Here is a 23,496-nt window from a genome sequence, read left to right as displayed (position 1 = left end):
GGCAAAAACACAAGCGGGTGGTTTTTTAACGCGGCACCCACACCCAGAGTTCAACCCGGTTGAGCTTAACGGCGCGGTTTGGCCCGCTCGTACTGGGGCGGCCAGGCCACCTCGGCCCCCAACTCGTGGGCAGCGTGCAGCGGGAAATAGGCGTCGCGCAACGACTCCCGGGCCAGCAGTACCACGTCGGCCTGCCCACTGGCAAGGATATCTTCGGCCTGCCGGGCTTCGGTAATCAGGCCCACGGCACCGGTGGGCAGGCCGGTTTCGCGGCGTACCTGCTCGGCAAACGGCACCTGGTAGCCAGGACCCACCGGAATAGTGGCTTGGGGCACGTTGCCGCCGGTGGAGCAGTCGAGCAGGTCCACGCCGTTGGCTTTCAGAATAACCGCCAGGCGCACGGTGTCCTCGGCCGTCCAGCCGCCCGCAGTCCAGTCGGTGGCCGATACGCGCACCCACAGGGGCAAGTGGGCGGGCATTTCGGCCCGGGTGGCGGCCACTACTTCCAGCAGCAAGCGGCTGCGGTTCTCAAAGGAGCCGCCGTAGGCATCGGTACGCTGGTTGCTGAGCGGCGACAGAAACTGGTGCAGCAGGTAGCCGTGGGCGGCGTGGATTTCCAGCACTTCAAACCCGGCGGCTACGGAGCGGCGCGCCCCAACCCGGAACGCCTCTACTACGGCCTGAATACCGGCGGCATCCAGGGCCTCGGGGGCGGTTTCCTCAGGGCTGAACGCCAAAGCCGACGGGGCCACGGTGGGCCAGCCGCCCGCCTCGGGGCCGAGCTGGTGGCCGCCTTTCCAGGGGCTGGCGTGGCTGGCCTTGCGGCCGGCGTGGGCCAGCTGAATGCCCGGCACGCAGCCCTGGCTTTTCAGGAAGGCCGCAATGCGGGCCAGGCCGGGCACGTGGTCGTCGTGCCAGATGCCCAGGTCGTCGGGGGTAATGCGGCCTTCGGGCACTACGGCGGTGGCTTCCAGCAGAATCAGGCCGGCTCCACCCACGGCCCGGGAACCCAGGTGCACCAGGTGCCAGTCGTTGCTGAAGCCGTCCTGGGCGCTGTACTGACACATGGGCGAGATGACGAGGCGGTTTTTAAACGTAATGCCGCGCTGCGTGAGGGGCGAAAAAAGCTGAGTCATGAAAAAACAGAGGCAAAATCAGGAAAACCCGGCCGCCGAACGGCCCGGTGCCCCTTCATACCCGTAGTGGCGGCAAATGTTTATCCGGGCCGCCGAACCGGGGCCCGGATTGGTATCAGCCGTAAAGTATTTCGGCCGCAGCTGCGTCAGCCACTGTAGTTCAGCCGCGGCGGGCTACGGCAGGCAGGTTCCGGGCAGGATTTTCATCTATTGGTTGCGCGCAATGAAAACGCTTCGTACATTTGTAACCAAATTTGTTACGTATTCTATCGATGAACACGCGCTTCGCCGTAGCAACCCACATTCTGGCTTACCTGGCCTACGCCAACGGGCAGCCCGTGTCGTCGGAGGTGCTGGCGGGCAGCGCGGGTACGCACCCAGTAGTGGTGCGCCGGCTGGTGAGTACGCTCCGCACGGCCGGGCTGGTCATGAGCCAGCGCGGAGTCGGCGGCGGTACGGTACTGGCCCGCCCCGCCACCGACATCACGCTGCTCGACGTGTTCCGGGCCGTGCAGGATACCGAGCCCGACCTGTTTCAGGTCAGCAGCACCAATCCCAGCGCCCACTGCGACCTGGGCCGGGTGATGCAGGAAACCCTGGAAGGCTTGTTCGGGCCGGCCATTGAAGCCATGCGGGCGGCGCTGGCGGCAGTATCGGTGGCGCAGGTGCAGCAGGAGTTGGGCAAGCGCTTACCACAGGGTTGCCCCGGAGCACCGAGCTGACGCTTTTTTTATTTCGCCACAAATGTAACCAATCTGGTTACTATCTGTTTTTCACCCACTTCTGCCGGCTTTACTTGTCGCCGGCGCGTTCCACCCCCGGTTTGCCAAGGGCAGCCGCTGGTGCAGGCCGGTAAGCCCGGCACCGTATTTCCATGAAAAAGTTGGTTGGCCTGGGGCTGATTCTGACGGTTGCAACGAGCAGCGCCCTGCTGCCCTTGTGGCTGCCCGCCTCCGATGCCCAGGCAAATTCTCTTGACGCCAGCGTCTCGTATTTTCAACCAGTAGTGCACACGCTTCCGGAGGCCGCAGGGCCTTCTGAAGATAACCAGCCGATTCTGGCCCAGCAGGCCGGCCGAGTGCACGAAACCTACGTGCACGAGGGGCAGCAGGTGCGAAAGGGCCAGGTGCTGGTGAAACTTCTGGAGCGCCTTCCCAGCGTGCAGCAGCAGCAGCTGCAAACCCGCTTGCGCCGCCAGCTGCAGGCATACGCAGCCCTGCAACAGCGCATGCCGGCTGCTGCTGCTGCTGATCTGGCCGCTGCCCGGCAGCAGCTGAAGGCTACTCGCCAGCTGCTTGCCCGTTGCGTGCCCATGCTCAGCTTTGTGTACGTGACGGCCCCGGCCGATGGCATTATCCGCCGGCCCGAAGCGGCATTGGGTACCCGGTTTGCGGCCGGCGCGGTAGTAGCTCACCTGGCTCCCGTTCCCGCCGCCGATACCACACTCCTACTTACCAGCGTTGAGTAGCTCCGCGCGGCTTCTTAACTGCCCGATTATTTCTCTTTTTGCCGTTGCCCATTCTCCATGGAACAACTCATTCGCCATCAGGTAGAGCGCATGCTACGTCGCAAGCGCCGCAACCCCTCCCTCCTGCTCACCCCCACTTCCCGCTTGCAGGAAGACATCGGCCTCGACTCTATTGACCTGGTAGAGCTGGCTATCAACCTGGAGCACCGCTTCCACATTGAAATCAAAGACGCTGAGATGGAGCGTATGCGCACCGTGCAGGATGTACTGAATTGCGTAGACCACCACCTCAGCAACTTGCTGATTGACTAATGCTGGACTGAGCTGAGGTTGTTAGCCAGGCTGCTGTCGGCGGCCGGCCGCCAGCCATTCTACGGCGGCACGCTCATCAATAAACCGCTCTCCCACAAAGGGTTTTCCTTCGAAGAAGCTGGCTGGCGGGAAAGCAGCGTCGGCCTCCACGTCGCGCATTATTACGGGTACCAGCAAATAAGCCAGGTAAGTACGCCCTCCCAAACGCGCGTGCAGGCTGGGCAGGAAGCTGTCAATCATCCAGCGGGCCCCGTCCCGGTCAGTGTTGACGCGGCGACGGGCATCCAGCAGCCACTGCCGACATTTGTGTTCCACAGCCACTTCCAGCAGATACAGGTACCCCTGCTTCATTTCCTCCAACGACACCTGGCGCATCCAGCGAACCAGCAGAATTTCCAGGTCGGGACGGTACGTTACCTGCAAAAAATCGGGGGCGGGAATAGACATGGAGGCAAGAGCGGCAGCAGAACAGGGTCAAAGATACAGTACCTGCCGGGGTCAGTCCAGTGTCGGCCCCCAAACTTTGGCTGGCCCGGTCCACTTCATCTACGTATAGTTGTGGTATGATTCCACTGATTGCCTTTACTCCCCGCCTGACTCTCATTGCCGCCAGCCGCGCCCTGCTCACGGCTGAACTTACCAAGCCCCACTATTTTCCCGTACTGCTGGGGGCTGAAATGCCAGCGCACTGGCCCCCGGGCGAGTATGATCGGGACGCTCAGCAATTTTTTCTGGATCAGCTTACGGCCGGGGGCCGCGACGCGGCGGGCTGGTACGGCTGGTACGCTATCCTGCGGGCTGGAGCGGAAGCGGCGAAGAACACCATAGTAGGAGCCGGGGGCTTTCACGGGCCACCTGCTGATGCTACGGCGGAGATTGGCTTTTCGGTGGCGGATGATTGGCAGGGCCGCGGTGTTGGCACTGAACTGGTAGCCGGCCTGGTCCGCCACGCGGCCGATACGGGAATGGTGCGCTACCTCACCGCCCGCACCCCGCCCGCCAACGATGCCGCCCGCCGCACGCTGGAGGCCAACGGGTTCAAGCGTATTTCCGACGCACTGGATGCTGACGGCCGTCAGCTATTCGGCCGCGACGTAACAGAGGCGGATAAAACGCCCCCAAAAGCGTAGAATGTACGCAACAGGCTTCACCGCAACCCGAAGAAGCCTGTTGTCATCTGCTCGCCCTCATGATACGTTCTGTTTTTCCGGGTATTGGGGGTCGAGCTTTACGAGGGCGTCGCGGAGGGTACGGGCTACCACGTAGGCTTTGTACCAGTTCTGGTCGGCGGGCACAATATGCCAGGGGCAGCTGGCGGGGTTACAGTGCTCGAACACGTCTTCGTATACCGCCTTGTACTGTGGCCACTGGCTAACTTTCTGCTCGTCGCCGGCTTCGTACTTCCATTTTTTGGTGGGGTCGGTGAGGCGCTCCTGCAGCCGTTCCTGTTGCTCCTCCTGCGAAACGTGCAGGTAAAATTTAAGAATCACCGTGCCCGCCTGCTGCAGGAGCTTCTCGAAGGCATTGATGGCCGTGAACCGGCGCCGGGCTTCCTCCGTGGTTATTAATCCATCTACACGTGTAATAAGCACATCCTCGTAGTGGGAGCGGTTGAACACCTGCAGCATACCCCGTGGCGGCACTTGCTGATGGATACGCCAGAGAAAATCATGGGCCAGTTCTAGCTCCGTGGGCTCCTTAAACGCATGCACCCGCACTCCCTGGGGATTGATACCGCTGAATACGCGCCGGATCAGGCCATCCTTGCCGCTGGCATCCATGCCTTGCAGTACCACCAGCACACTGTGTTTATTCTCGGCGTAAAGCCGGTCCTGCAACTCAATCAGCTCCTGCCGCAGCTTTTTCAGTTCGCGCAACGTGGTGTTTTTGTGGTAGTCGGCAGGAGCACGGGTGGGCAACTTGGCAAGATTGGCGGAGGACATGGCAAGGCGTTGTAGTCGATGTAAAATATGGCAACTTGTATCCAGTATCTAAACCCGACCCCTATGTTGCAAGGATTGCGCACCATTGTGTATCCCGTGGGCGATTTGGCGAAAGCCAAAGCCTGGTATAGCCAAGTGCTGGAACAAGAGCCGTATTTTGATGAGCCCTTCTACGTAGGCTTCACTGTAGGCGGCTACGAACTGGGGCTCGACCCCGATGGTCCCGTCGCCGGGCAGTGCGGCCCCGTAACTTACTGGGGCGTAGCCGATGCCGATGCGGCCTTCGCTCGACTGGTAGCCCACGGCGCGCACCCGCACGAGCCCGTATACGATGTGGGCGGCGGCATCCGGTTGGGTACGGTGCAGGATCCATTCGGCAATCTGTTTGGCGTTATCCAGAATCCGCACTTTCAGCTACCGGCCACACAGTAGCATCGTCGCCAGCCGCCGGTGCGGTAATCGGTGAATCATCGATACGGCTTATTTACCAGCTTCAGTTGCCCCCACATCCCAGGCGGCTGGCCGCAGCTAAGGCAGTAAAAAACTACCGCACCAGTAGTAACGCCTGTGCAACAGCCGGACGCAGCATTTCAGACACAATGACATATAGCAAACCCGGCCCACACAGCAAAACAAGACTTTTTGACCTGTAAGTTCGTCTGAAATCCTCTTTCTGGGTTTGGTATGAGATTTGGAAATACCCTATCACCACCAGAAAGGGACTTTACCATGAACCTAATCAGCAAAGATTTCATCCGTAGCATGATGCCTCACCTCGACCTGATGAATACGTTGGGTGGCGGTATTGCGCAGGCTAGTATGCGGATTGACAAGCGCGAAAAGGGCGTAGTTGTGCGCGTGGCGGCTCCCTCCGTCAGCTCCGATAATTTTCACGTGGTACTCAACGAAAACGTACTGACGGTGTTTGCCGAATTTCGGCATGCGCCCGATGACCAGTTGGCTGCTCCGCTGTTCAGCCGCGTGCTGAAACTGCCCCAGGGCCTCGACCTTACCCGCATTGATGCGGTATTTGAGGGCCAAGAACTGCAGGTGCGTATTCCGTACCAAACGGACGCCGAGCCCCGCGAAATCAACATCAAGCAGCGCTAATTTTACCCAGTTGCCTATAACGCCGGGACCGACCGGCCCATGGTTTCATCCGCCACTGCTCTCCGCGGTGGCTTTTTTATTGCCCGCTAGTTGAATAAGGGCCACAGCAGTACAAAAGCCAGTCCCAACGAGACGTAGAACCACCCCATAACCTGTCCTCGGTAGCGCCGGGGCAGGCGGTTGCTCAGTACCAGCACGGCCACTACTACCACGGCCAGGTACAGCAGCAGGAATACCACGGCCTTCACCCAATTGCTCACAATGGTGTTTTCGGGCTGCATCTGGTCGGGCATGCCCAGGCCGGCCGTGGCCAGCTTCAGTACGTAATACGTCAGGACCTCAAATACCACGAACAGGGCGGCTCCGGCCAGCAGGGCCTGCGGCCCACTCTTTTCTCGTATGTCCGCCATGGGGTGGTTGGGTGGTTGTGTTTTGGGTAGCCAGGTGGTCAAGACAGGTTCTTCATGATGCACAACAGCCACCCACTACCGCCGGCCCAGCACTTCGGCCGTGCGCGTCTGGATGTATAATTCCTCTACCTTGGTGCGGGCCCAGGGTGTGCGGCGCAGAAACGTGAGGCTGGATTTGATGCTGGGATTCACGGCAAAGCAGTTGATGCGGATGCGGCGGTCCAGCTCCGGCCAGCCGTAGGCCGTCACCAGATAGTCCAGAATCTGAGCCAGCGTTACACCGTGCAGCTCCCGAATCAGCCGGCCCGATTCGTCGCGGGCATCCGAGGGCAGATTGGATATAGTGGCCATTCTTCAGCAGGGTAAGTGAAGTGCAAAAGTGCAAAAAGCGGCACGTACTTGGATGCCGGACGGCCGTTTTCTGCCGAGGCTGGGCACCAGAAACGTCGATGGGTGCGTTACCTTTGGCAACTACCCGGTTTTCGTATGCCCGCTACCCGCCCTGCCCGTCGCCCCGCAGTTGTCCGTCCCTGGTGGCGGCGCGGGCTGCCGGTGGCCGGGCTGGTGCTGCTGGTACTGGCGGGCATCTGGTATGGGCGCCACCAGCGGCAGGTAAACCGCTACGCCCGCCTCACCTACGCCTCACTCATCAGCCGCTACCTGACGGGCCGCGAGAAAACGCCCCTGCTGGCTGGTTATTCCGTGCACGGCATTGATGTATCGGCGTACCAGGGCAAAATTGACTGGCCCCAGGTGGCGGGCCACCGGGTGCGGTTTGCCTTCATCAAAGCTACCGAAGGTGTTACCCTGCGCGACAACCGGTTTCAGCGCAACTGGCGGGGGGCCCGTGCCGCCGGCATCTACCGCGGCGCTTACCACTATTTCCAGCCCAACTACGACGCAACCAAGCAGGCCAACCTGTTTACCCGCACCGTCCCCTTGGCCCCCGGCGACTTACCGCCCGTACTGGATGTGGAGCACGCTGAATTCCATGATGTGGCCCGGATGCGCCGGGGCGTGGCCACCTGGCTGCGGCTGGTGGAGCGGCACTACGGAGTGCGGCCCATTCTGTACTCCAACTATAGCTTCTACAAACGCCACCTGGCCGGCCACTTCGATAAGTATCCGCTCTGGCTGGCCCATTATGAGGTAGCGCAGCCTTCTCTGCCCCGCGAGAAGTGGATTATCTGGCAGCACTCCGACGAGGGCTACATCCCCGGCATTCGGGGTACAGTAGATTTCAACGTCTTTCAGGGCAACTTCCAGCGGCTGCTGGCCCTGCGTATTCCTCCGCCCGGGACCAAGGCTACTCCTAACTAACACTGCGTATGCGTTTTCTTTTTCGGCTGACTGCTTTGCGGGTGGCTCCGGTGGCGTTATTGCTCGGTAGCTGCGCCGGCGGGGGCAACACCTTCACCCAAACCGGCAAGGCTTCCTTTTACGCTGATAAGTTTGATGGCCGCCAAACGGCCAGCGGCTCCGTGTACCGGCCCGGCAAGCGCACCGCCGCCCACAATACCTTGCCCTTCGGCACTGTGGTGCGCGTGACCAACCCGCGCAACCACCGCTCCGTGAAGGTAACCGTTACTGACCGGGGGCCCCACGCCAAAGGCCGCATCATCGATTTATCAAAGAAGGCCGCCCGTAAAATTGGTATTATAGAGGCCGGCGTAGCACCCGTGGAGCTCAAAGTAGTGCGCAAAGCCCCCTAACCAATCTTCTTTACCCATGCGAATCCGCAAGAAAGTACAGTGGACTCAACCCGCCGAGGCGGATCGGTTTACCCAGCTGGGAGCCTTTGTAAAAGCCGCCGAAGCTCAGGGCTGGACGGAAGCCGAAATTCAGTTTGTACTGGATGAGGTAGTAGAGGCCCGCGACGAAGCCGAGGTAGCACTGATTTTTCAGGACTACACCCAAACCACCCGCCGCTAAACGCCAAACCGGCTGCCCGCATCAGGTAAGATGCGGGCAGCCGGTTTTTTGGGGGCAATAGGTGGGGGAAGGCAGCCGGTTGCGGCCCTTCCTCCACCTACTTTTTCTTCATTTTAACTTTCCCCTTGCCGTTCTTGGCCAGCTGCATCAGGCTGTCCTGCTCGGCCTTCATGGCCATAGTAGTCAGGCGGCCCGTCAGCGACATATAGTCCCCCTCTTTCAGGGTGGTGGTGGTGCCATTGGGCATGGTTACCAGGCCGCTGGCATTGATTTTAGTGCCGTTAACCACGCTGGTTTCGGTAGTCAGGGGCTCCGTATGCGCGTCGCGGGTAACCATTACTTTACCATCCTTCATTAGAAAGCCGTCTTTCATGGTTACGCCCACGGGAGCCGCGGCTTTAGGCCGGGGCTGCACCGGGCGGCGGGGTGGCAGCTTCGTCTGCGCCTCGGCCGAGAGAGTAGCTAGGCTCGTCAGGAGCAGGGCGGCGCACAGGGTAGGAAATAACTTCATGCGAGTGGGATTGAGAAAATAAGAGGAAGGAAAATGTGAAGGAAGAGCAGCCCGGCGGCGGCGGTAGTTAAGATACGCAATGGCGGCCAGCTAAGCTACTGAATCAGGCCGGTAACCCCGCACTGACTGGTTTCGTTTCAAAATATTCGGAACCGGCGTTTTTTGGTTGCGCTACCCTGTACTCACTCCTCCCCCGCCCCCCCGTGGACTACAAAGATTACTACCAGACGCTGGGCGTTGACAAAACCGCCAGCAAGGACCAGATCAAGAAGGCTTACCGCAAGCTGGCCCGCCAGTACCACCCCGATGTGAACCCCAGCGACGCCGAGGCGGAGCGCAAGTTCAAGGAAATCAACGAGGCCAACGAAGTACTCAGCGACGACGAGAAGCGCCAGAAGTACGACCAGCTGGGTGCCGACTGGCAACGCTACCAGCAGGCCGGGGCCGGCCGGGGTGGGCAGCCCGGCGGCGGCTTCGACTGGAGCCAGTACACCCAGGGCGGCGGCTTTGGCGACGACGACCCGTTTGGCGGAACTGACTTCTCGGACTTCTTCAGTTCCATGTTTGGCGGCATGGGCGGCGGCAGTGCCCGGCCCCGCGGCGGTCAGGACTACCAGGCCGAGTTGGAGCTGACGCTGGCGGAAGCTTATCATGGCGGGCCCCGCACGCTCACCGTCAACGGCAAAAACCTGCGCATCACCATTCAGCCGGGTGTGGAGGACGGGCAGGTAATCCGGCTGCGCGACCAGGGCGGGCCCGGCCGCAGCGGCGGGCCCCATGGCTCCCTGTACATCACCCTGCGCATCCGACCCGATGCCCGCTACTCCCGTACCGGCAACGACCTGACGATGGACGTACCAGTGAGCATCTATACCGCCCTGCTGGGCGGGGAGCAAACCGTAGAAACCTTATCAGGGCCCGTTAAAATCACTATTAAGCCCGAAACCCAGAACGGCACCCGCCTGCGGCTGCGCGGCAAGGGGTTTCCGGTGTACCGGCAGGCCGGTCAGTTCGGCGACCTGTACCTGCGACTGAGCCTGACGTTGCCCCAGCATCTCACGGAGCAGGAAAAATCCTTGTTTCGCCAGCTCGCCGACCTGCGCAAGTAACTAGGCCGCCACGGAGCACCGGCTCCAGTCCGAGACCCAAAATCAGGCCTCAGATACTCCATAACCCTTTACCTCATGGAAGCCCACATCATCACCATTACGTATCACGACTGTGCCACCCAGTATGGTCTGAGCGAAGCCGACATCCGCGAGTTTGTGGATCTGGGCTTGTTACAGAACGCTCCGGATGTACCCAATGCCTTGCGCGAGGAGCCTTTGCACGTAGCCCGCCTGGCCCGGCTTCATCATGACCTGGGCCTGAGCAAGGACAGTCTGGAGGTAGTGCTGGCCATGCGTCAGCGTCTGGAGCAGGTGCAGCAGGAGCTGCGGCAGCAGCGTGCCCGGGTGCAGCAGCTGGAGCTGTTTCTGCGCGGCTCGGGGCCTCTGTTGGATGTGAACTTTCGGTAAAGAAGGCGGCCATTCAGGCACCACCCGCCACTGGTTTTGCACTCTGCAAAGTTCAATATATAGCACTCACACAACCTTTCTGCATGGTTGAGGTATAAAAGCCCAACCCGGAAAATCGAGTTTTCCTCACCAGCCACCTTTTTTCATCTTTATATGCTTCCACGCATTCCTCTCCCGAGGGCACTGGCGCTGGGCCTGGCCACCTGCGCTTTCGCTCCCCACCTTACGCAAGCCCAAAACGCTGACCGGAAGACGGCCATCGGCATCAACGTCAGCGCCATGCAGTACAAGGGCAACTACGGCTCCGACTACTGGGACTGGAGCGAGAACAAGTACGCCCCCGGCATCACCTTCAGCCGCTACATCTCCAAAGGCCTGGATGTGCAGCTGAGCGGCAACTACGTGGAGCTGAAAAAGAACACGCCCGCCGGTGCTCCCTACTTCGGCAGCAACTTCGCCACCAACGTGGTGAACGTGAACCTGGGCCTGAAATTCAAGCTGTTCGGTGAGGATTCGCCCGTGCGGCCCTACCTGCTGGCGGCCCCCGGCCTGACGTACACCAGCCGGGAAGGCACCTTCAACCGCAACGGCGTAGCCAACAACATCGCCAACGACAAAAACCACTTCGACCTGTTCGGCGCGGCCGGTATCGACTTCCGTCTGGGCGACGCCGTGACCCTGTTCGTGCAGACCGGCCAGCACGTGCCGCTCAATGCCAACATCGACGGCGTGGAGCCCCGCGACGACAACAAGTTTGACGACCGGTTCCTGCAGCACACCGTGGGCCTGAACATTGCCTTCGGTAAGATGAAGGACGAAGACAACGACGGTGTTTCGGACAAGAAAGACAAGTGCCCCGGCACCCCGGCCGGCGTTGCCGTGGATATGAACGGCTGCCCGCTTGACGGCGACGGCGACGGTGTTCCGGACTACCAGGATAAGTGCCCCACCGAAAAAGGTCTGGCCGCGCTGGAAGGCTGCCCCGACCGGGACGGTGACGGTGTGCGTGACAGCGAAGACAAGTGCCCCGACACTCCCGGCAAAGCCGAGCTGCAGGGCTGCCCCGACTCGGATAACGACGGTGTAATTGATCAGAATGACAAGTGCCCCAACACCCCCGGCGGCGTGAAAGTGGACGCCAGCGGCTGCCCCATTGATACCGATGGTGATGGTGTTCCGGACTACCAGGACCGTTGCCCCAACCGTCCCGGTCCGGCTTCCAACAAAGGCTGCCCGGAAATGAAGCCTGAGGAGGTAAAGCGCCTGAAAGAGGCTACCAAGTATATCCAGTTTGAGTTTGATAAGGCTACCCTGAAGCCTATTTCGTTCCCGACCCTGGATGCCCTGGTAAAAATCATGAACGACTACCCGGACTATTACCTCGGCATTTCGGCCCACGCCGATAATAAAGGGGAGGATGCCTACAACCTGCGTCTGTCAGATGAGCGCGCCGCCTCGGCCCGGGCTTACATGCTGCGCAAAGGTGTTCCCGCTGACCGGATCGTGTCGCACGGCTACGGCGAAACCAAGCCCATTGCCGACAACGCCACCGAAGCCGGCCGCGCCATCAACCGCCGCGTAGAGTTCGATGTGTACCTGCCCGGCGACCCGAACCCGGCTGAGTCCAAATACGGTCCGGCCCCCGAAATTCCGGCGGCTCCCGTGAAAGCGGCTCCCAAGGCTCCGGCCAAGAAGGCTCCGGTACGCAAAGCTCCGGTACGTCGTAAGTAATCCGACGGAATCTCCACTAAAAAAGCGGCCTGCTCACGTGAGCAGGCCGCTTTTTTAGTATCATTGGCTTTCTATTTCGGCGGTTCCTCCGGTCCTTACCGCGGCTTTTGTCGACCAGTTTTTCTATCCATTCGTCATCTGCTTCACGTTAGCACTATGCTTTATCCGGTTTTACTGGCGTTCAGTGCCCTGTTCGCCTACACTCCAGCCCCACCGGCCTGCCAGCTCGCGGGCACCATCACCGGCATTGGCCAGCGGCCCATCGTTTTCCGTTACACCTACCAGGGCCGGGAGCACGCCGATACCGTGCGGGCCCGCAACGACCAGTTCCGCTACACGGCCCACCCCTCCGACAACGGGGAGGTGGAGCTGGTTATTGACCCCACGCAGTGGACCAGTTTCTGGGTGGAGCCGGGCACGGTGCGGGTGCAGGGCACGGCCGCTGTGCCAAACCAGCTCACCTTCACGGGTACGCCCGGCAACGACGTACTCACGCAGTATCGCCAGCAGATAGAATGGCCTTTTTACGCCAACGTGCAGAAGGCTCTGGCCGCCAAACAGTCTACGGATTCGCTCCGGCACCAGCGGGTACAGGCGTCGCTGCAGTTTGTGGAGCAGCACCTGACTTCCCGGGCCAGCCCCGATATTCTGTTGTGGCAGACCCGCTACGATGATACCCGGGAAGACCAGTACCGCCGCCTGTTTGCGCGCTTGCCCAAAGCCCAGCAGAACTCCGTGCAGGGCCGCGAAATTGCCAAGCGCCTCACGGTACTGCACAACATGCCGGTAGTAGGCCGGGCCGCGCCCGACTTCACGATGCCCGATACGGCCGGCGTGGCAACTTCCCTGAGCCGCCTGCGGGGCCGGTACGTGCTGCTCGATTTCTGGGGTCATTGGTGCGGGCCCTGCATTCGGGTGATGCCCCAGCTTGCTGCTCTCCATCAACAATACGGGCAGCAGGTGCAGTTTGTGGGCGTAGCCGCTGAGGATGCTAAGGACAAGCCCGCCTGGCTGCAGACCATCCGGAAGCACCACGCGCCCGGGCTGCAGCTCTCCGAGCTGGCCGGCGACGCAACTCCGGTGCTGACCACCTACAACATCAACGCCTTCCCCACTTACCTGCTGCTAAATCCGCAGGGTGTGGTAGTAGCCCGCACTTCCGACGTGGAGGAGTTGAGCAAGGCACTGACCGCGCTGCCGAAGCCGTAGCAGCCTCTCGGCATTGTACCCAACGGCTTGCTACACCCAGTCAACGGCCAACGCCAGCAGCAGGCCGGCCAGCGTGGCGGCCAGCTTGCGCACGTTCAGGCTGTGGTCGGGGCTGGTTTCGAAGAGGATGGTGGTGGATACGTGCAGAAAATTACCGGCCACCAGCCCCAGCAGGCCCGCGTATAGCCCGCCCGTGAGCAGCTGCTCCAGCACCACAAAGTTGCTGACGATGATGCCCGCCGGCCCGGCCACGGCAAACAGCAGCAGGTACGGCACCGCCCGCCGGAAGGAACCCAGCCGCAGCAGCAAAGCCGCCATTAGGGCAAAAGCAGCCGGAATGTGGTGCAGCGCCACCCCGGCCAGAATAGCGTAGAAGTTCTGGCTGACGTCGCCGGCTTCCGGCGTTTTCACCAGGATACTGCCCTCCAGAAACGAGTGCAGCACCAGAGAAAACAGCAGAAGAAACGGCACCCGCCCGGCGTGCTCGGTATGATGATGCACGTGCCCGTGCTCCACGCCCTGCGAAAACACCTCCAGAATCATCTGTCCGAAAAAGCCGGCCAGCACGAAGTAGCCTACCGTGTGCCCCGGCAGCATCTGCAGCGACTCCGGCAGCAAATGCGTAACCGTTAGCGTGAACAGATACGCCCCGCTGAACGCCAACAGCGGCTTCATCCAGGTAGTGCGGGCCGTGGGCAGCAGGCGGGTCAGCCAGCCGGCCCCCAGCACCGTTACAAACAACGCAGCAACTGCAAACCACATAAGCGGGGAAAAGAGTAATTGGTAACTGGTGAACAGCAACAGGTGAATGGTGACGGGGACAGACAAGGCAATGGGCAAGCCGTACTTGTCACCATTTACCTCCCACTTGCCCCTTGCCGTTTTTCACCTCATCACTTCTTCAGCACGAAAATCATTCGGGGGCTGGTTTTGGGGTCGAAAGGCTGAAGCTGATAGTCGCCCAGTACCTCGGCCAGCCGCAGGCCGGCCATGTGGAAGTACTCCTCAAACCGCTCCAGATTGAGGGCCCGCACCCGCTCCTCGAAACACTGCGGCCGGCCTTCATCATCCTGAAAGCGTATTTCCTTCACGATGAAATCATTCTGAAAATGGCGGTGCAAGTGGAACGCAGTGCCTTCCACTATTTTCGTTTCGTGCGCCACCAACGTCCGGATGGCCAGTTCCGTGTTTAGAAAGTCGATGACCAGCTTGCCCCCGGGGCGTACTACGGCGGCCGCGTTGCGCAGCGCCACCACATTCTCCGCCTCCTGCTCAAAGTAGCCGAAGCTGGTGAACAGGTTCAGTACCACATCAAAGGGGCCGAAGGGCAGCGGCTCCCGCATATCGTGCACGTGAAACTGCAGGCGGGCGTGAGCAAACTCCCGGGCCGCCGCAATGCTTTGGGGCGATAAATCCACGCCGGTCACAGCAAACCCCTGCTCGCTGAGGTAGCGCGCGTGCCGTCCTTTGCCGCAGGCCAGGTCCAGCAGCCGGGCCTCCGGCTTGGGGTGCAGGTGCGTCAGTAGCCGACTCAGAAATGCCCGGGCCTCGGCGTAGTCACGGTTTTGGTAAAGCCGGTGATAATAGGGCGAATCAAACCAGGTACTAAACCATTCGGCAACGTCAGGAGGCATAAGCAGGGTATGCAATAAAACCGGCAAGGGGCGTTGGTACGCCCCTTGCCGGTTCAGGAAGCAAATACGGGGCCCCATATTTGCAATAATGTTGCAAATATGGGGCCCTTAGAAATTAAATCAAAGCTCGGTGGCGGTTTTGGCAACTGGGTTGGGCTCCAGCTCCATCCCGCACACCGGGCATTTGCCTGGCTTGTCACTCTCGCTGCCCTTGCAGCCCATCGGGCAGATGTACGCAGCCGTAGCCACCGGCGTAGCCGCCGAGTCGGCGGGGGCGGCCAGCGTAGGCGTGGTGGCAGCCTCCTGGGCGGCAGGCTTGGATTCGCACCCGGTCAGGCCCAGGGCGGCCACCAGCAGACTACCGCAGATGACGCGGCTCCAGAGGGTCAGGTTCATCACTACTACTTTTTAATGTCGGTGGTGGTGGGCGTAGTGGCACCCTCCTGGCTGGCACCAGTAGTGGTGGAGTTGTTCTCCTCCGCCTTGGTGTCTTTACGCACGCTCTGGGTAGCCTCGGCACTGTTGGTTTCTGCAGCGTCGGCAGCATTAGCAGTACGGGCCTCTTCGTCGGTGGTGCGCTTGGCCTGGTTGGGCTCGTCCAGCGTTACTTCCGAGCTGATGGGCTCTTCAATAGCCCCGCCTTTATGCTGGCTTGCCGATTCGCTGGTGTGCTGGTCGAAGTTATCGGACGAGCGGCCACCGGGCTCCACCATATCCACCGACACTTTTTTGTCGGAACGCCAGTCAGACGGTTCGCTGCTGCAGGCGTTTAGGGTGAGGGTAGCCAGGGCCAGGGCGGAAAGTACGAGTTGCTTGCTCATGGAGAAAAAAGTCGGTTATCTGTCAGGTTCAGGAAATCAGGAGAATACTACGGGCCCTTAGCCGGGCAACAGGTTTTTCCGGCGCAGCATGCTGTCGAACAGCTTCTGGTCGTTGGCAGAGTTAAAAATCCGGTCGGGCACCTGCACAAAGATGGGCGTATCGAAGGTTTTGGCCACCCACAGGCGCCAGCCTTTCAGGTCCTGGGGCAGTTCGGGAGCCTTCAGCAGCAGCAGGTAGCCGTCAGCCTCGCGCTTTACCTCCCCAATCATATCCCAGGTCAGGCGCATGCCCTCCTTATCGTTGCGGCGCAGCACAATCTGCTTGTTATCAAACTCGTAGCTGAGCTTTTCAAACAGGGGCTTGGTTTGCTCCACCTGCGTTACGCCGGTTACCTGGGCCGAGCGGAACAGCACGTACACCAGCGTGAGCAGCAGGGCCACGGCTACCCACCACCACGAAGGCCAGATGAGAGCCGGCAGCAGCCCCAGTACCAGCGGAAACAGGGCGTACCACCACTCGCGCCGCCACACCCGGGCCATGGCCACTTTGGTATAGGTTTCGGTATCGAGCTGGTGCTTTTTGGTGCGGATGGCCAGCGGCGAAGCGCCTTGCTGCTGCTGTACCTGCCGATAGGCGCCGCGTTGATTGGGGAGTTGCATTGGTATGAATGTGGAAAATGTGCTGAATGTGTTTTGACTGTGATGATGCTGCGTACCGTTTTTTTCAGGCTAGCACATTCAGCACATTTTCCACATTCCTCACATCAAAAATTAAAATGCTTTCAGGCTCATGTCGAGGCTGCGGATGGAATGCGTAAGGGCACCCACCGAAATATAATCGACGCCGGTGGCAGCTATTTCGGCAATGGTTTCCTCAGTGATGCCGCCGCTGGCCTCCAAAAGGTAGCGGCCGGCCACCAAAGCCACGGCTTCGCGCAGCTGGGCGGGGCTCATGTTATCGAGCATGATCCGGTTGATGCCGCCGGCCTCCAGGGCCTGCTGCACCTCACTCAGATTGCGCGTTTCAATTTCGATGGGCAGCTGGCGGCCGGTGCGGCTCAGGTAGGCCCGGGAGGCTTCAATGGCCTGCCGGATGCCCCCGGCATAGTCCACGTGGTTATCCTTGAGGATAATCATGTCGAACAGACCGTAGCGGTGGTTAACGCCCCCACCAATCAGCACGGCCCACTTCTCGCAGATACGAAAGTTGGGCGTGGTTTTGCGGGTATCGAGCAGTTTGGCGTGGGTACCGGCCAGCAGGCTGGTGAGGTGAGCGGTGCGGGTGGCAATGCCGCTCATGCGCTGCATGCAGTTAAGCACCAGCCGCTCCGCCGTCAGAATGCTCTGGGCGCGGCCTTCCACCACCAGGGCTACGTCGCCGTGCTGTACCCGGGCCCCGTCGGCCAGGCGCTGCTCCACTTGCAGCTCGGCATCCACGGTGCGGAAGATCCGGTGGGCCAGCTCCACGCCGGCCAGCACCCCTTCATCCTTAATCAGCAGCTGCGCGCGGTTGTGGGCCTCAGCCGGAATAGCCGACAGGGCAGAATGGTCTCCATCACCGATATCTTCGGCCAGAGCGGTCCGGATAAAGGTATCGAGGGCGGCGGGAATGAGGTAGGCGGGGGATTGCACGGTGCAAAAATAAGCAAAAACAGGCCGTTCCGTTGCCCTTGTTCCGCAAAGCCGGCCTGCGCGGGCGGAGGGCACAAAAAAAGCGCCGCGGCAGGCTGCCACGGCGCTTTCGTTCAACGGGTTTACCCGCTGCGGGGTTGGTTATTCTTTGGTAAAGTCAATGGTGGCAATTTTCAGGCTGCCCCCGGCCGGTTTCATTTTCACAAACATGCGGTAGGCACCGTCTTTACCAGTGTATTTGCCCACGGCGTAGGGCGTGCCTTCGTTGCTGCCGCCATAGTGAATGAAGTCGAAGGAAGCGGGGGAATGCTTGGCGAAGAAGTCGCGCATCACAAACTCCGCCTGCGTGGCGCTGTAGCTCTGCTTGTCGCCATCAAAGCTTAGCTCCACGGTAGGGGCAAAATACTGCGCCAAATCCCGGGAAGAAGAGCTTCGAATAGCGGTGCGCACGGGCCCAAACGCCTCGCCCTGAGCCATAGCTCCGGCCGAGAGCAGCAGGCTGCAGACCAGCGCAAAAGCCAAAAAGAAGGAACGTTTCATGCTAACAGGTAAGTGTTCGTCATGCAAGGTGCTAAAATGATGCCAAGCTGATGGGCGCCACCACCGCAGGTGCGGGCGCGTATTTCTTCCGCCACCAAGTTAGGCAAAACGTGGGCGTTTCGCCGCATCTGGCCTATCTTTGCCCCCATGAACAAACAGGTATTGCTGGTAATTCTCGACGGCTGGGGGCTGGCGCAGAACAAAGAGGTTTCGGCTATTGATCAGGCACGTACGCCATTTGTTGATTCCCTGTTTCAGCGCTTTCCGCACAGCAAGCTGCAGGCCTCCGGCGAAGCCGTGGGTTTGCCCGACGGGCAGATGGGCAACTCGGAGGTAGGCCACATGAACATTGGGGCCGGCCGCGTGGTGTACCAGGATCTGGTGCGCATCAATAAATCCATTCGGGAGCGGAAACTGGCCCAGATGCCGGCGTTGGCCAAAGCCTTCGAGTACGCCCGCCTCAACAACAAGCCCGTACACCTGATGGGCCTGCTGTCGGATGGCGGCGTGCATTCCCACATCGAGCACCTGAAAGCCCTGTGCACCATTGCCCACGATGAGGAAGTACACAACGTGTTCATTCACGCCTTCACCGACGGCCGCGACACCGACCCCAAGGGTGGCGTGAGCTACGTGAACGACCTGGAGCAGCACCTGCAGCGCGGGGCCAGCGGGCGCATTGTCTCCGTGGTGGGTCGCTACTACGCCATGGACCGGGACAACCGCTGGGAGCGGGTAAAAATTGCCTACGACCTGCTGGTAAACGGCCGCGGCACGCCTTCCCAGAACCTGATTCAGAGCATCCAGGAGCAGTATAAGGAAGGCGTAACCGACGAGTTCCTGAAGCCCATTGTGAAAACCGGGGCCGATGGCCAGCCGCTGACCACCATTCAGGAGGGCGACGTGGTGATTTGCTTCAACTTCCGCACCGACCGGGGCCGGGAAATCACGCAGGCACTGACGCAGCAGGATTTTCACGCCTTCCAGATGCACCGCCTGAACCTGCAGTACTACACCATGACCAACTACGACGCCACCTTTACCGGCGTCACGCCCATCTTCGAGAAGGACAACCTGGAAGAAACCCTGGGCGAAGTGCTGGCGGCCCACGGCAAAACCCAGATTCGCATTGCCGAAACGGAGAAGTACCCGCACGTGACGTTCTTCTTCTCGGGTGGCCGGGAGGTGGAGTTTGGCGGGGAGAAGCGCATTCTGCGCAACTCGCCTAAAGTGGCTACCTACGACCTGCAGCCCGAAATGAGCGCCTATGAACTGCGCGACGCGCTGGTACCGGAGCTGCAGGCCAAATCGGCTGATTTTGTGGTCCTGAACTTCGCCAACACCGACATGGTGGGCCATACCGGCGTGTTCGAAGCCGCCGTGAAAGCCGCCGAAGCCGTAGATGCCTGCACCCAGGCCGTAGTGGAAGCCGCACTGGCCTCCGATTACGCCTGCATCATCATTGCCGACCACGGCAACGCCGACATGATGGTGAACCCCGACGGCTCGCCCAATACGGCCCACACCACCAACCTGGTGCCCTGCATTCTGGCCAGCAACGACTACCACGGCACCGTAGCCGATGGTAAGCTCGGCGACATTGCCCCCACCGTGCTGGAGCTGATGGGCCTGCCGCAGCCGGAAGCCATGAATGGCCAGAGCCTGCTGCGCTCAGAAACAGCCCTGAATGCGTAAGCTGGCGGCGGCACTGCTGGCCGGGGTGCTGGGCCTGGCTGCCTGCGGCCCTGAAGGCTCGGCAACTGTACGCCCTAACCCGGCCAACCGCAAGCCCGCGTATTTCAATCTGCTCGGCTTCTTGCAGACGCAGGCTACCCGGCTGGACCGCCGCCGCCCGGCCGTGGAAAAGCAGGTGCTATTGCGCGACGGGCAGCAGGAAACCACCCGCACCCAGCCCACCGACTGGGCCCAGGAGCTGCAGATTTTCCAGCAGGCCGATATCAACAAGCCCGCCCTGCGCGGCCTCTACGCCATCGACTCAGTGCAGCTTTCGGGCGGCCTGGTGCAGCGCACCTACCGCCGTCAGCCCGGCACTGACTTTCCGGTAGAGCAACTGACCGTAGTGCAGCAGGGCCCGGCGGTACAGAGCATCACGGCCGTGGTAGCGCAGGATAATCCGCTGGTGTACTCCACCAAAAATCTGGAGCTGCGCTGCCAGAACGGCGAGGTAGTAAGCTACCGCGTCACCGGCGTGCAAAAGCTGATTCTATTTGACTCCGTGCGCTACGCCGTGCGCGGGCAGGTGCAATAGCGGCATGAACTGGCTGCTGGAGTGGGCCTATTTCCACCGCATTACCTATCTGGTAGCCGCTCCGGCGGCCATGCTCCTGCATCGAAAACTGTTGCCGGGATTTCGTGCGGAAACAGGTATTCTGAATCGTCTGTTTGCGGGCTCGTGCCTGCTGATGCTAGCCTCTGAACTACCTGCGGCGTACGACGTCGTTGCGGCCTGGTATGCCCAAACTTCGTTTGAGCAGTATGCCTTCATTGGGTCCAGTCCAGATGATATTTCCCAGGCAGAGGCAGAATTATATGCCCAATTCAACCGCATGCTGGGGCCCTACTGGTGGGCGTACTGGTCGGTAATTGGCGCGTACGTGGTAAGCCAGCTTTTCTGGCTGCCGCGGCTGCAATACAGCCGTGTAGTTACCTCTGTGTGTTGCGTGTTGCTGACGGTCAACCTGTTTTCTCCGCTGATACGTAGCTTTTTGCCACAGACAGATTATCTGCCGAGCAGTTGGTTTATGCTGTCATATGAACAGCTGTTTATCCTGCCGCTTGCGGGCTTATTTCTGCTGGAAGCGTGGGCGCTACGCCAATTACTGCAAAAGCTGTAGCGGCACTAATCCACGTACGGCTCCACGTGTACCGTGCTGAGGCGGCCGCTTTGGTACACTACCGACACGTAATTGGTGCGCTCCGAATCACCGATGCGGACTTTGTCAATGGTGCTGGCGGCGGGGCGGTGGGCAGCGGCCAGGCGGGTGCGCAGGCGGCGGCCGTAGGCGGGCTCAAAGTTGACTACCCGCGCATCGCGCAGCAGGTCTTTTTCCGGAGCCCGGTAAAACTCAAACACGTTGCCCTGGTGCCGCACCAGCAGCACGGTATCTATCTGGCCGGCTTCGTAGAGGTTGCGGCAGGGTTTGCGGGCGACTACCTTGCCCCCGGCCCGCAACAGCTCCGGCACCGTAGGCTCTTCCCCAAACGGCTGGCCGGCCAGCGAGTCGTTGGTGAGGCGTACCACCCGGACGGCGGGCGGCCCGGCGGCCGGGCGGGCGGCGCGGCCCGTTTGCGCAGGCACTTTGCGAACGGCTGGCTTACCGGACTCCGGCCCCGTTTCTGCTGCCGTACCCAGTCCCATTGCCACGTACAACGACGCAGCTACGGCAGCTTTTCCGGTAACGATGAACAGGGCAACAGGCATGAGACAGATTTTCAGTCCTATACGCGAATCTCAGGCCTACGGCTTGCTGACCCATAAATATTTCGTTCAGTCTGTGCGGTTTGCCAGCCCAACTCAAGCTATTTCCCCATCAGCGTAGCCAGTACCCAGCGGCGGCCGCCGTGGTTGCGGTGCTCGCCCAGGTAAATACCCTGCCAGGTTCCTAAAGCCAGCTCGCCGCGCATAATAGGCACCTGCACAGCATGGCCCAGCAGGCTGGCTTTAAGGTGGGCCGGCATATCGTCGGGGCCTTCCAGGGTGTGGCGAAAATACGGGGCGTTTTCGGGGGCCAGCCGGTTGAAGAACTGCTCGAAATCGTGCCGCACGGTGGGGTCGGCGTTTTCGTTGATGCTCAGGCTGGCGGAGGTGTGCTGAATGAAGAACTGCGCCGTGCCGACCTGAATCTGCTCCAGCTCGGGCAGCTCGGCCACCAGCAAATCGGTAATCAAGTGAAAGCCCCGGCTCACGGCCGGCAGCCGCAGGCGTTTCTGGATGAAGTGCATAAGGTAGTGGTGAGTAGTAAGTACGGAGTAGTGAGATATTCGCCCGACAACCAAAGAAAAAGTCAGCAGAATAAGCGGCTCACTACTCCGTACTTTCTACTCACTACGCCCCTACGGATTCACCCGCTCGTAGGCCCCGATATCCGGCGTGGTGGAGCTGCGGGGGCGGTTGAGCAGGTCGCGGGTGAGGCCGGACAGCGGCACGGCCTTGTTGCTGGCGGGCGAGAGGGTATCCAGCTGGAAGTCCAGTGTTCTGCCCCGGAACCGGTTGGGCGTACTCCTGAACAGGTAATTAGGGCCTTCAATGGGATTCAGGATGTTACCGTTTTTGCGTTGGCCCAATGCCCCGGTGTTATCGTATTCCTTGGTTTTCAGCACGCTGTTGCTGATGCTGATGGTGCTGGGGTAAAGCTCCCCGCTTACAAAGCCCAGCTCATTGCCGTCCTTATTGGTACCCCACACAATGCTATTGCGCAGCACCAGACGCGGGGCCACGGCCGGCGTGGGCACCCGGTTGATTTCAATGGAGGGCGCCAGCAGCACCGAGGGCTTGTCGCGCACGATGCGGGCGTAGTTGGCCACCGTCACGTAGTCCAGTTGGTTGACGTTGCCGATGCCGAACAGCGCGTACTGCTCGCAATTGGTGATGAGCGTGTTGCGCACCACAAAGTCGCCGTACACGCCCAGCAAAGCCGCGCCCTCCACCCCAAAGCCACTGTTGAGGGTGGAGATATTGCGGAACAAGGAGTTTTCGACCAGCACGTTGGGATGAGGCTGGTAGTTGCGGCGGTTGAAGAAGAACAGCCCGTAGTTGCTGTTCCGGATTTCAGTGAAGCGCACCACATTGTCGCGGCTGAGGGTATCGAACTGAATGCCGCCCCACTGCCCGGGCACTTCTTGGTACTGCTCCTCCCGCCGGTCGCCCTGGAAGCGCACGAAGTTGCGGTCCTCGGGTTTCAGCTCCCCGGCCGGCTGAAAGGCAGGGTTGCACAGCAGCCGCCCCTGCACCACCAAAAACGAGCCGGCATGGGAGTAAATCCGCGCCCCGGCCTCAATGGTCAGCGTGGCCCCGCGCTCCACCAGCACGGAGTTGTAGATGACGTGGGGCTTGTCGGCCCGCCAGGTGGTATTGCGGCCGATGCGCTCGGCATCGTGAAAATACGCGTTCTGGCCGTAGCTGAGCACTTTCACCAGCTGCTCGTTGCCGTTGGTGCGGAACTTCAGGTCGTCCACCACCAGAAAGGGCTTTAGGTCGGAGGGCGTGGGGTCAACGGTGGCGCGCACCAGCACCAGCAGGCTGTCCTTGCCCCGGATTTCCACGTCGCGGGCCGTGAGGGTAGGTTGCCCATTCACCAGCAGGCTGTATGTCACGCCGGGCCGGTTCTGCAGGCTGATTTCCGCCACCCGCACGGCGCGGGCGTTGCGGTTGTACACCCACAGCCGCTTGCTCACGGTGCCCACCGATACGAAAATGGTATCAAACTTCACCGTATCCTGGGCAAATTCCAGCTTGGCACTGCTGTCAGTCGTGATAATGTCCTCCTTGGGCTCACAGCCGGGCAGCAGCACTGTAAGTGCCGAAAGAACAAGCAACAACGGGAGCAGAAAGCGCATGTGGCGTAAGCTT

General features: G+C 60.7%; 32 protein-coding genes. 16 read left to right on the top strand and 16 right to left on the bottom strand.

Annotated elements, in window-relative coordinates; all coding sequences use genetic code 11:
* Positions 1–65 precede the first annotated feature (65 nt).
* A complete protein-coding gene (locus ACN19L_RS12880) occupies positions 66–1,136 on the bottom strand; it encodes an NADH:flavin oxidoreductase/NADH oxidase (protein ID WP_426489903.1) in 1,071 nt (356 codons plus the stop codon).
* A gap of 272 nt (positions 1,137–1,408) precedes the next feature.
* Here ACN19L_RS12880 and ACN19L_RS12875 point away from each other — a divergent pair, with 272 nt between their 5' ends.
* The 3 genes from ACN19L_RS12875 to ACN19L_RS12865 all read left to right on the top strand — a co-directional run bounded on the left by ACN19L_RS12875 (position 1,409) and on the right by ACN19L_RS12865 (position 2,916).
* On the top strand, positions 1,409–1,858 hold the full coding sequence (locus ACN19L_RS12875; RefSeq protein ID WP_426489902.1) for an Rrf2 family transcriptional regulator: 450 nt from the start codon (positions 1,409–1,411) through the stop codon (positions 1,856–1,858).
* A gap of 152 nt (positions 1,859–2,010) precedes the next feature.
* Entirely contained in the window at positions 2,011–2,604 is a 594-nt protein-coding gene (locus ACN19L_RS12870) for a biotin/lipoyl-binding protein (protein WP_426489901.1), read from the top strand.
* Between the two features lie 57 nt (positions 2,605–2,661).
* Positions 2,662–2,916 (top strand): phosphopantetheine-binding protein, encoded by a 255-nt coding sequence (locus ACN19L_RS12865; RefSeq protein WP_426489900.1) that lies wholly within the window; start codon positions 2,662–2,664, stop codon positions 2,914–2,916.
* Positions 2,917–2,937: 21 nt separating this feature from the next.
* Here the strand turns inward: ACN19L_RS12865 and ACN19L_RS12860 are convergent, their stop codons facing one another.
* Entirely contained in the window at positions 2,938–3,363 is a 426-nt protein-coding gene (locus tag ACN19L_RS12860; RefSeq protein ID WP_426489899.1) for a hypothetical protein, read from the bottom strand.
* Positions 3,364–3,479: 116 nt separating this feature from the next.
* On the opposite strand from ACN19L_RS12860, the gene ACN19L_RS12855 reads away from it, so the two are divergent.
* On the top strand, positions 3,480–4,046 hold the full coding sequence (locus tag ACN19L_RS12855; protein ID WP_426489898.1) for a GNAT family N-acetyltransferase: 567 nt from the start codon (positions 3,480–3,482) through the stop codon (positions 4,044–4,046).
* Between the two features lie 57 nt (positions 4,047–4,103).
* Here ACN19L_RS12855 and ACN19L_RS12850 read toward each other — a convergent pair whose 3' ends face one another.
* Positions 4,104–4,859 (bottom strand): PPK2 family polyphosphate kinase, encoded by a 756-nt coding sequence (locus tag ACN19L_RS12850; protein ID WP_426489897.1) that lies wholly within the window; start codon positions 4,857–4,859, stop codon positions 4,104–4,106.
* 63 nt (positions 4,860–4,922) lie between these two features.
* Between ACN19L_RS12850 and ACN19L_RS12845 the strand changes: the two genes are divergently transcribed.
* Together ACN19L_RS12845 and ACN19L_RS12840 are read left to right on the top strand one after the other, a co-directional pair.
* Complete coding sequence (locus ACN19L_RS12845) at positions 4,923–5,291, top strand: VOC family protein (RefSeq protein WP_426489896.1); 369 nt, start codon at positions 4,923–4,925, stop codon at positions 5,289–5,291.
* A gap of 297 nt (positions 5,292–5,588) precedes the next feature.
* Entirely contained in the window at positions 5,589–5,969 is a 381-nt protein-coding gene (locus tag ACN19L_RS12840) for an Hsp20/alpha crystallin family protein (RefSeq protein WP_426489895.1), read from the top strand.
* A gap of 86 nt (positions 5,970–6,055) precedes the next feature.
* Here ACN19L_RS12840 and ACN19L_RS12835 read toward each other — a convergent pair whose 3' ends face one another.
* Positions 6,056–6,379 carry a hypothetical protein gene (locus ACN19L_RS12835; RefSeq protein ID WP_426489894.1) on the bottom strand — a complete coding sequence of 108 codons (324 nt, stop codon included), beginning with the start codon at positions 6,377–6,379 and terminating at the stop codon, positions 6,056–6,058.
* A gap of 75 nt (positions 6,380–6,454) precedes the next feature.
* The gene (locus ACN19L_RS12830) at positions 6,455–6,730 is read right to left on the bottom strand and encodes a VF530 family DNA-binding protein (protein ID WP_426489893.1); all 276 of its coding nucleotides are present in this window, start codon (positions 6,728–6,730) and stop codon (positions 6,455–6,457) included.
* Positions 6,731–6,865: 135 nt separating this feature from the next.
* Between ACN19L_RS12830 and ACN19L_RS12825 the strand changes: the two genes are divergently transcribed.
* The 3 genes from ACN19L_RS12825 to ACN19L_RS12815 are packed head-to-tail and all read left to right on the top strand — an operon-like array spanning position 6,866 to position 8,311.
* Entirely contained in the window at positions 6,866–7,699 is an 834-nt protein-coding gene (locus ACN19L_RS12825; protein ID WP_426489892.1) for a glycoside hydrolase family 25 protein, read from the top strand.
* 8 nt (positions 7,700–7,707) lie between these two features.
* A complete protein-coding gene (locus tag ACN19L_RS12820) occupies positions 7,708–8,091 on the top strand; it encodes a septal ring lytic transglycosylase RlpA family protein (protein WP_426489891.1) in 384 nt (127 codons plus the stop codon).
* 16 nt (positions 8,092–8,107) lie between these two features.
* Entirely contained in the window at positions 8,108–8,311 is a 204-nt protein-coding gene (locus ACN19L_RS12815; RefSeq protein ID WP_426489890.1) for a hypothetical protein, read from the top strand.
* A 97-nt stretch (positions 8,312–8,408) separates the two neighbouring features.
* On the opposite strand, the gene ACN19L_RS12810 is transcribed toward ACN19L_RS12815, so the two are convergent.
* Entirely contained in the window at positions 8,409–8,822 is a 414-nt protein-coding gene (locus tag ACN19L_RS12810; protein ID WP_426489889.1) for a DUF6799 domain-containing protein, read from the bottom strand.
* 203 nt (positions 8,823–9,025) lie between these two features.
* Here ACN19L_RS12810 and ACN19L_RS12805 point away from each other — a divergent pair, with 203 nt between their 5' ends.
* From ACN19L_RS12805 to ACN19L_RS12790, 4 genes are all read left to right on the top strand, one after another.
* Positions 9,026–9,931, top strand: a complete 906-nt coding sequence (locus ACN19L_RS12805; protein ID WP_426489888.1) for a DnaJ C-terminal domain-containing protein — start codon at positions 9,026–9,028, stop codon at positions 9,929–9,931.
* A gap of 75 nt (positions 9,932–10,006) precedes the next feature.
* Positions 10,007–10,339, top strand: a complete 333-nt coding sequence (locus ACN19L_RS12800; protein WP_426489887.1) for a chaperone modulator CbpM — start codon at positions 10,007–10,009, stop codon at positions 10,337–10,339.
* Between the two features lie 153 nt (positions 10,340–10,492).
* The gene (locus ACN19L_RS12795; protein WP_426489886.1) at positions 10,493–12,070 is read left to right on the top strand and encodes an OmpA family protein; all 1,578 of its coding nucleotides are present in this window, start codon (positions 10,493–10,495) and stop codon (positions 12,068–12,070) included.
* Between the two features lie 156 nt (positions 12,071–12,226).
* Positions 12,227–13,279 (top strand): redoxin domain-containing protein, encoded by a 1,053-nt coding sequence (locus ACN19L_RS12790; protein ID WP_426489885.1) that lies wholly within the window; start codon positions 12,227–12,229, stop codon positions 13,277–13,279.
* 30 nt (positions 13,280–13,309) lie between these two features.
* Here the strand turns inward: ACN19L_RS12790 and ACN19L_RS12785 are convergent, their stop codons facing one another.
* From ACN19L_RS12785 to ACN19L_RS12755, 7 genes are all read right to left on the bottom strand, one after another.
* Entirely contained in the window at positions 13,310–14,041 is a 732-nt protein-coding gene (locus ACN19L_RS12785) for a ZIP family metal transporter (protein WP_426489884.1), read from the bottom strand.
* Positions 14,042–14,172: 131 nt separating this feature from the next.
* On the bottom strand, positions 14,173–14,913 hold the full coding sequence (locus ACN19L_RS12780; RefSeq protein WP_426489883.1) for a class I SAM-dependent methyltransferase: 741 nt from the start codon (positions 14,911–14,913) through the stop codon (positions 14,173–14,175).
* A 120-nt stretch (positions 14,914–15,033) separates the two neighbouring features.
* A complete protein-coding gene (locus ACN19L_RS12775; protein ID WP_426489882.1) occupies positions 15,034–15,309 on the bottom strand; it encodes a heavy metal-binding domain-containing protein in 276 nt (91 codons plus the stop codon).
* A gap of 5 nt (positions 15,310–15,314) precedes the next feature.
* The gene (locus tag ACN19L_RS12770) at positions 15,315–15,734 is read right to left on the bottom strand and encodes a hypothetical protein (RefSeq protein WP_426489881.1); all 420 of its coding nucleotides are present in this window, start codon (positions 15,732–15,734) and stop codon (positions 15,315–15,317) included.
* Positions 15,735–15,791: 57 nt separating this feature from the next.
* Positions 15,792–16,394, bottom strand: a complete 603-nt coding sequence (locus ACN19L_RS12765) for a hypothetical protein (protein ID WP_426489880.1) — start codon at positions 16,392–16,394, stop codon at positions 15,792–15,794.
* A 111-nt stretch (positions 16,395–16,505) separates the two neighbouring features.
* Positions 16,506–17,366 carry a carboxylating nicotinate-nucleotide diphosphorylase gene (gene nadC / locus ACN19L_RS12760; protein ID WP_426489879.1) on the bottom strand — a complete coding sequence of 287 codons (861 nt, stop codon included), beginning with the start codon at positions 17,364–17,366 and terminating at the stop codon, positions 16,506–16,508.
* A 141-nt stretch (positions 17,367–17,507) separates the two neighbouring features.
* Entirely contained in the window at positions 17,508–17,906 is a 399-nt protein-coding gene (locus tag ACN19L_RS12755; RefSeq protein ID WP_426489878.1) for a DUF4783 domain-containing protein, read from the bottom strand.
* 147 nt (positions 17,907–18,053) lie between these two features.
* On the opposite strand from ACN19L_RS12755, the gene gpmI reads away from it, so the two are divergent.
* From gpmI to ACN19L_RS12740, 3 genes are read left to right on the top strand one after another with little or no spacing between them, the layout of a single operon-like run.
* Positions 18,054–19,601, top strand: coding sequence for a 2,3-bisphosphoglycerate-independent phosphoglycerate mutase (gene gpmI, locus ACN19L_RS12750; RefSeq protein WP_426489877.1), 1,548 nt, complete (start codon positions 18,054–18,056; stop codon positions 19,599–19,601).
* Entirely contained in the window at positions 19,594–20,175 is a 582-nt protein-coding gene (locus ACN19L_RS12745) for a hypothetical protein (RefSeq protein ID WP_226270972.1), read from the top strand. Before gpmI ends, ACN19L_RS12745 begins: the two co-directional genes overlap by 8 nt.
* A 4-nt stretch (positions 20,176–20,179) precedes the next feature.
* Complete coding sequence (locus tag ACN19L_RS12740) at positions 20,180–20,761, top strand: hypothetical protein (protein WP_426489876.1); 582 nt, start codon at positions 20,180–20,182, stop codon at positions 20,759–20,761.
* Between the two features lie 5 nt (positions 20,762–20,766).
* On the opposite strand, the gene ACN19L_RS12735 is transcribed toward ACN19L_RS12740, so the two are convergent.
* From ACN19L_RS12735 to ACN19L_RS12725, 3 genes are all read right to left on the bottom strand, one after another.
* On the bottom strand, positions 20,767–21,348 hold the full coding sequence (locus ACN19L_RS12735) for a hypothetical protein (protein ID WP_426489875.1): 582 nt from the start codon (positions 21,346–21,348) through the stop codon (positions 20,767–20,769).
* Positions 21,349–21,446: 98 nt separating this feature from the next.
* Entirely contained in the window at positions 21,447–21,869 is a 423-nt protein-coding gene (locus tag ACN19L_RS12730) for a secondary thiamine-phosphate synthase enzyme YjbQ (RefSeq protein ID WP_226270974.1), read from the bottom strand.
* A gap of 111 nt (positions 21,870–21,980) precedes the next feature.
* Positions 21,981–23,483, bottom strand: a complete 1,503-nt coding sequence (locus ACN19L_RS12725) for a hypothetical protein (protein WP_426489874.1) — start codon at positions 23,481–23,483, stop codon at positions 21,981–21,983.
* Positions 23,484–23,496 lie beyond the last annotated feature (13 nt).

Source organism: Hymenobacter sp. 102 (assembly GCF_049949205.1).
GTDB lineage: Bacteria > Bacteroidota > Bacteroidia > Cytophagales > Hymenobacteraceae > Hymenobacter.
This window is presented reverse-complemented; position numbering and strand designations above follow the sequence as displayed.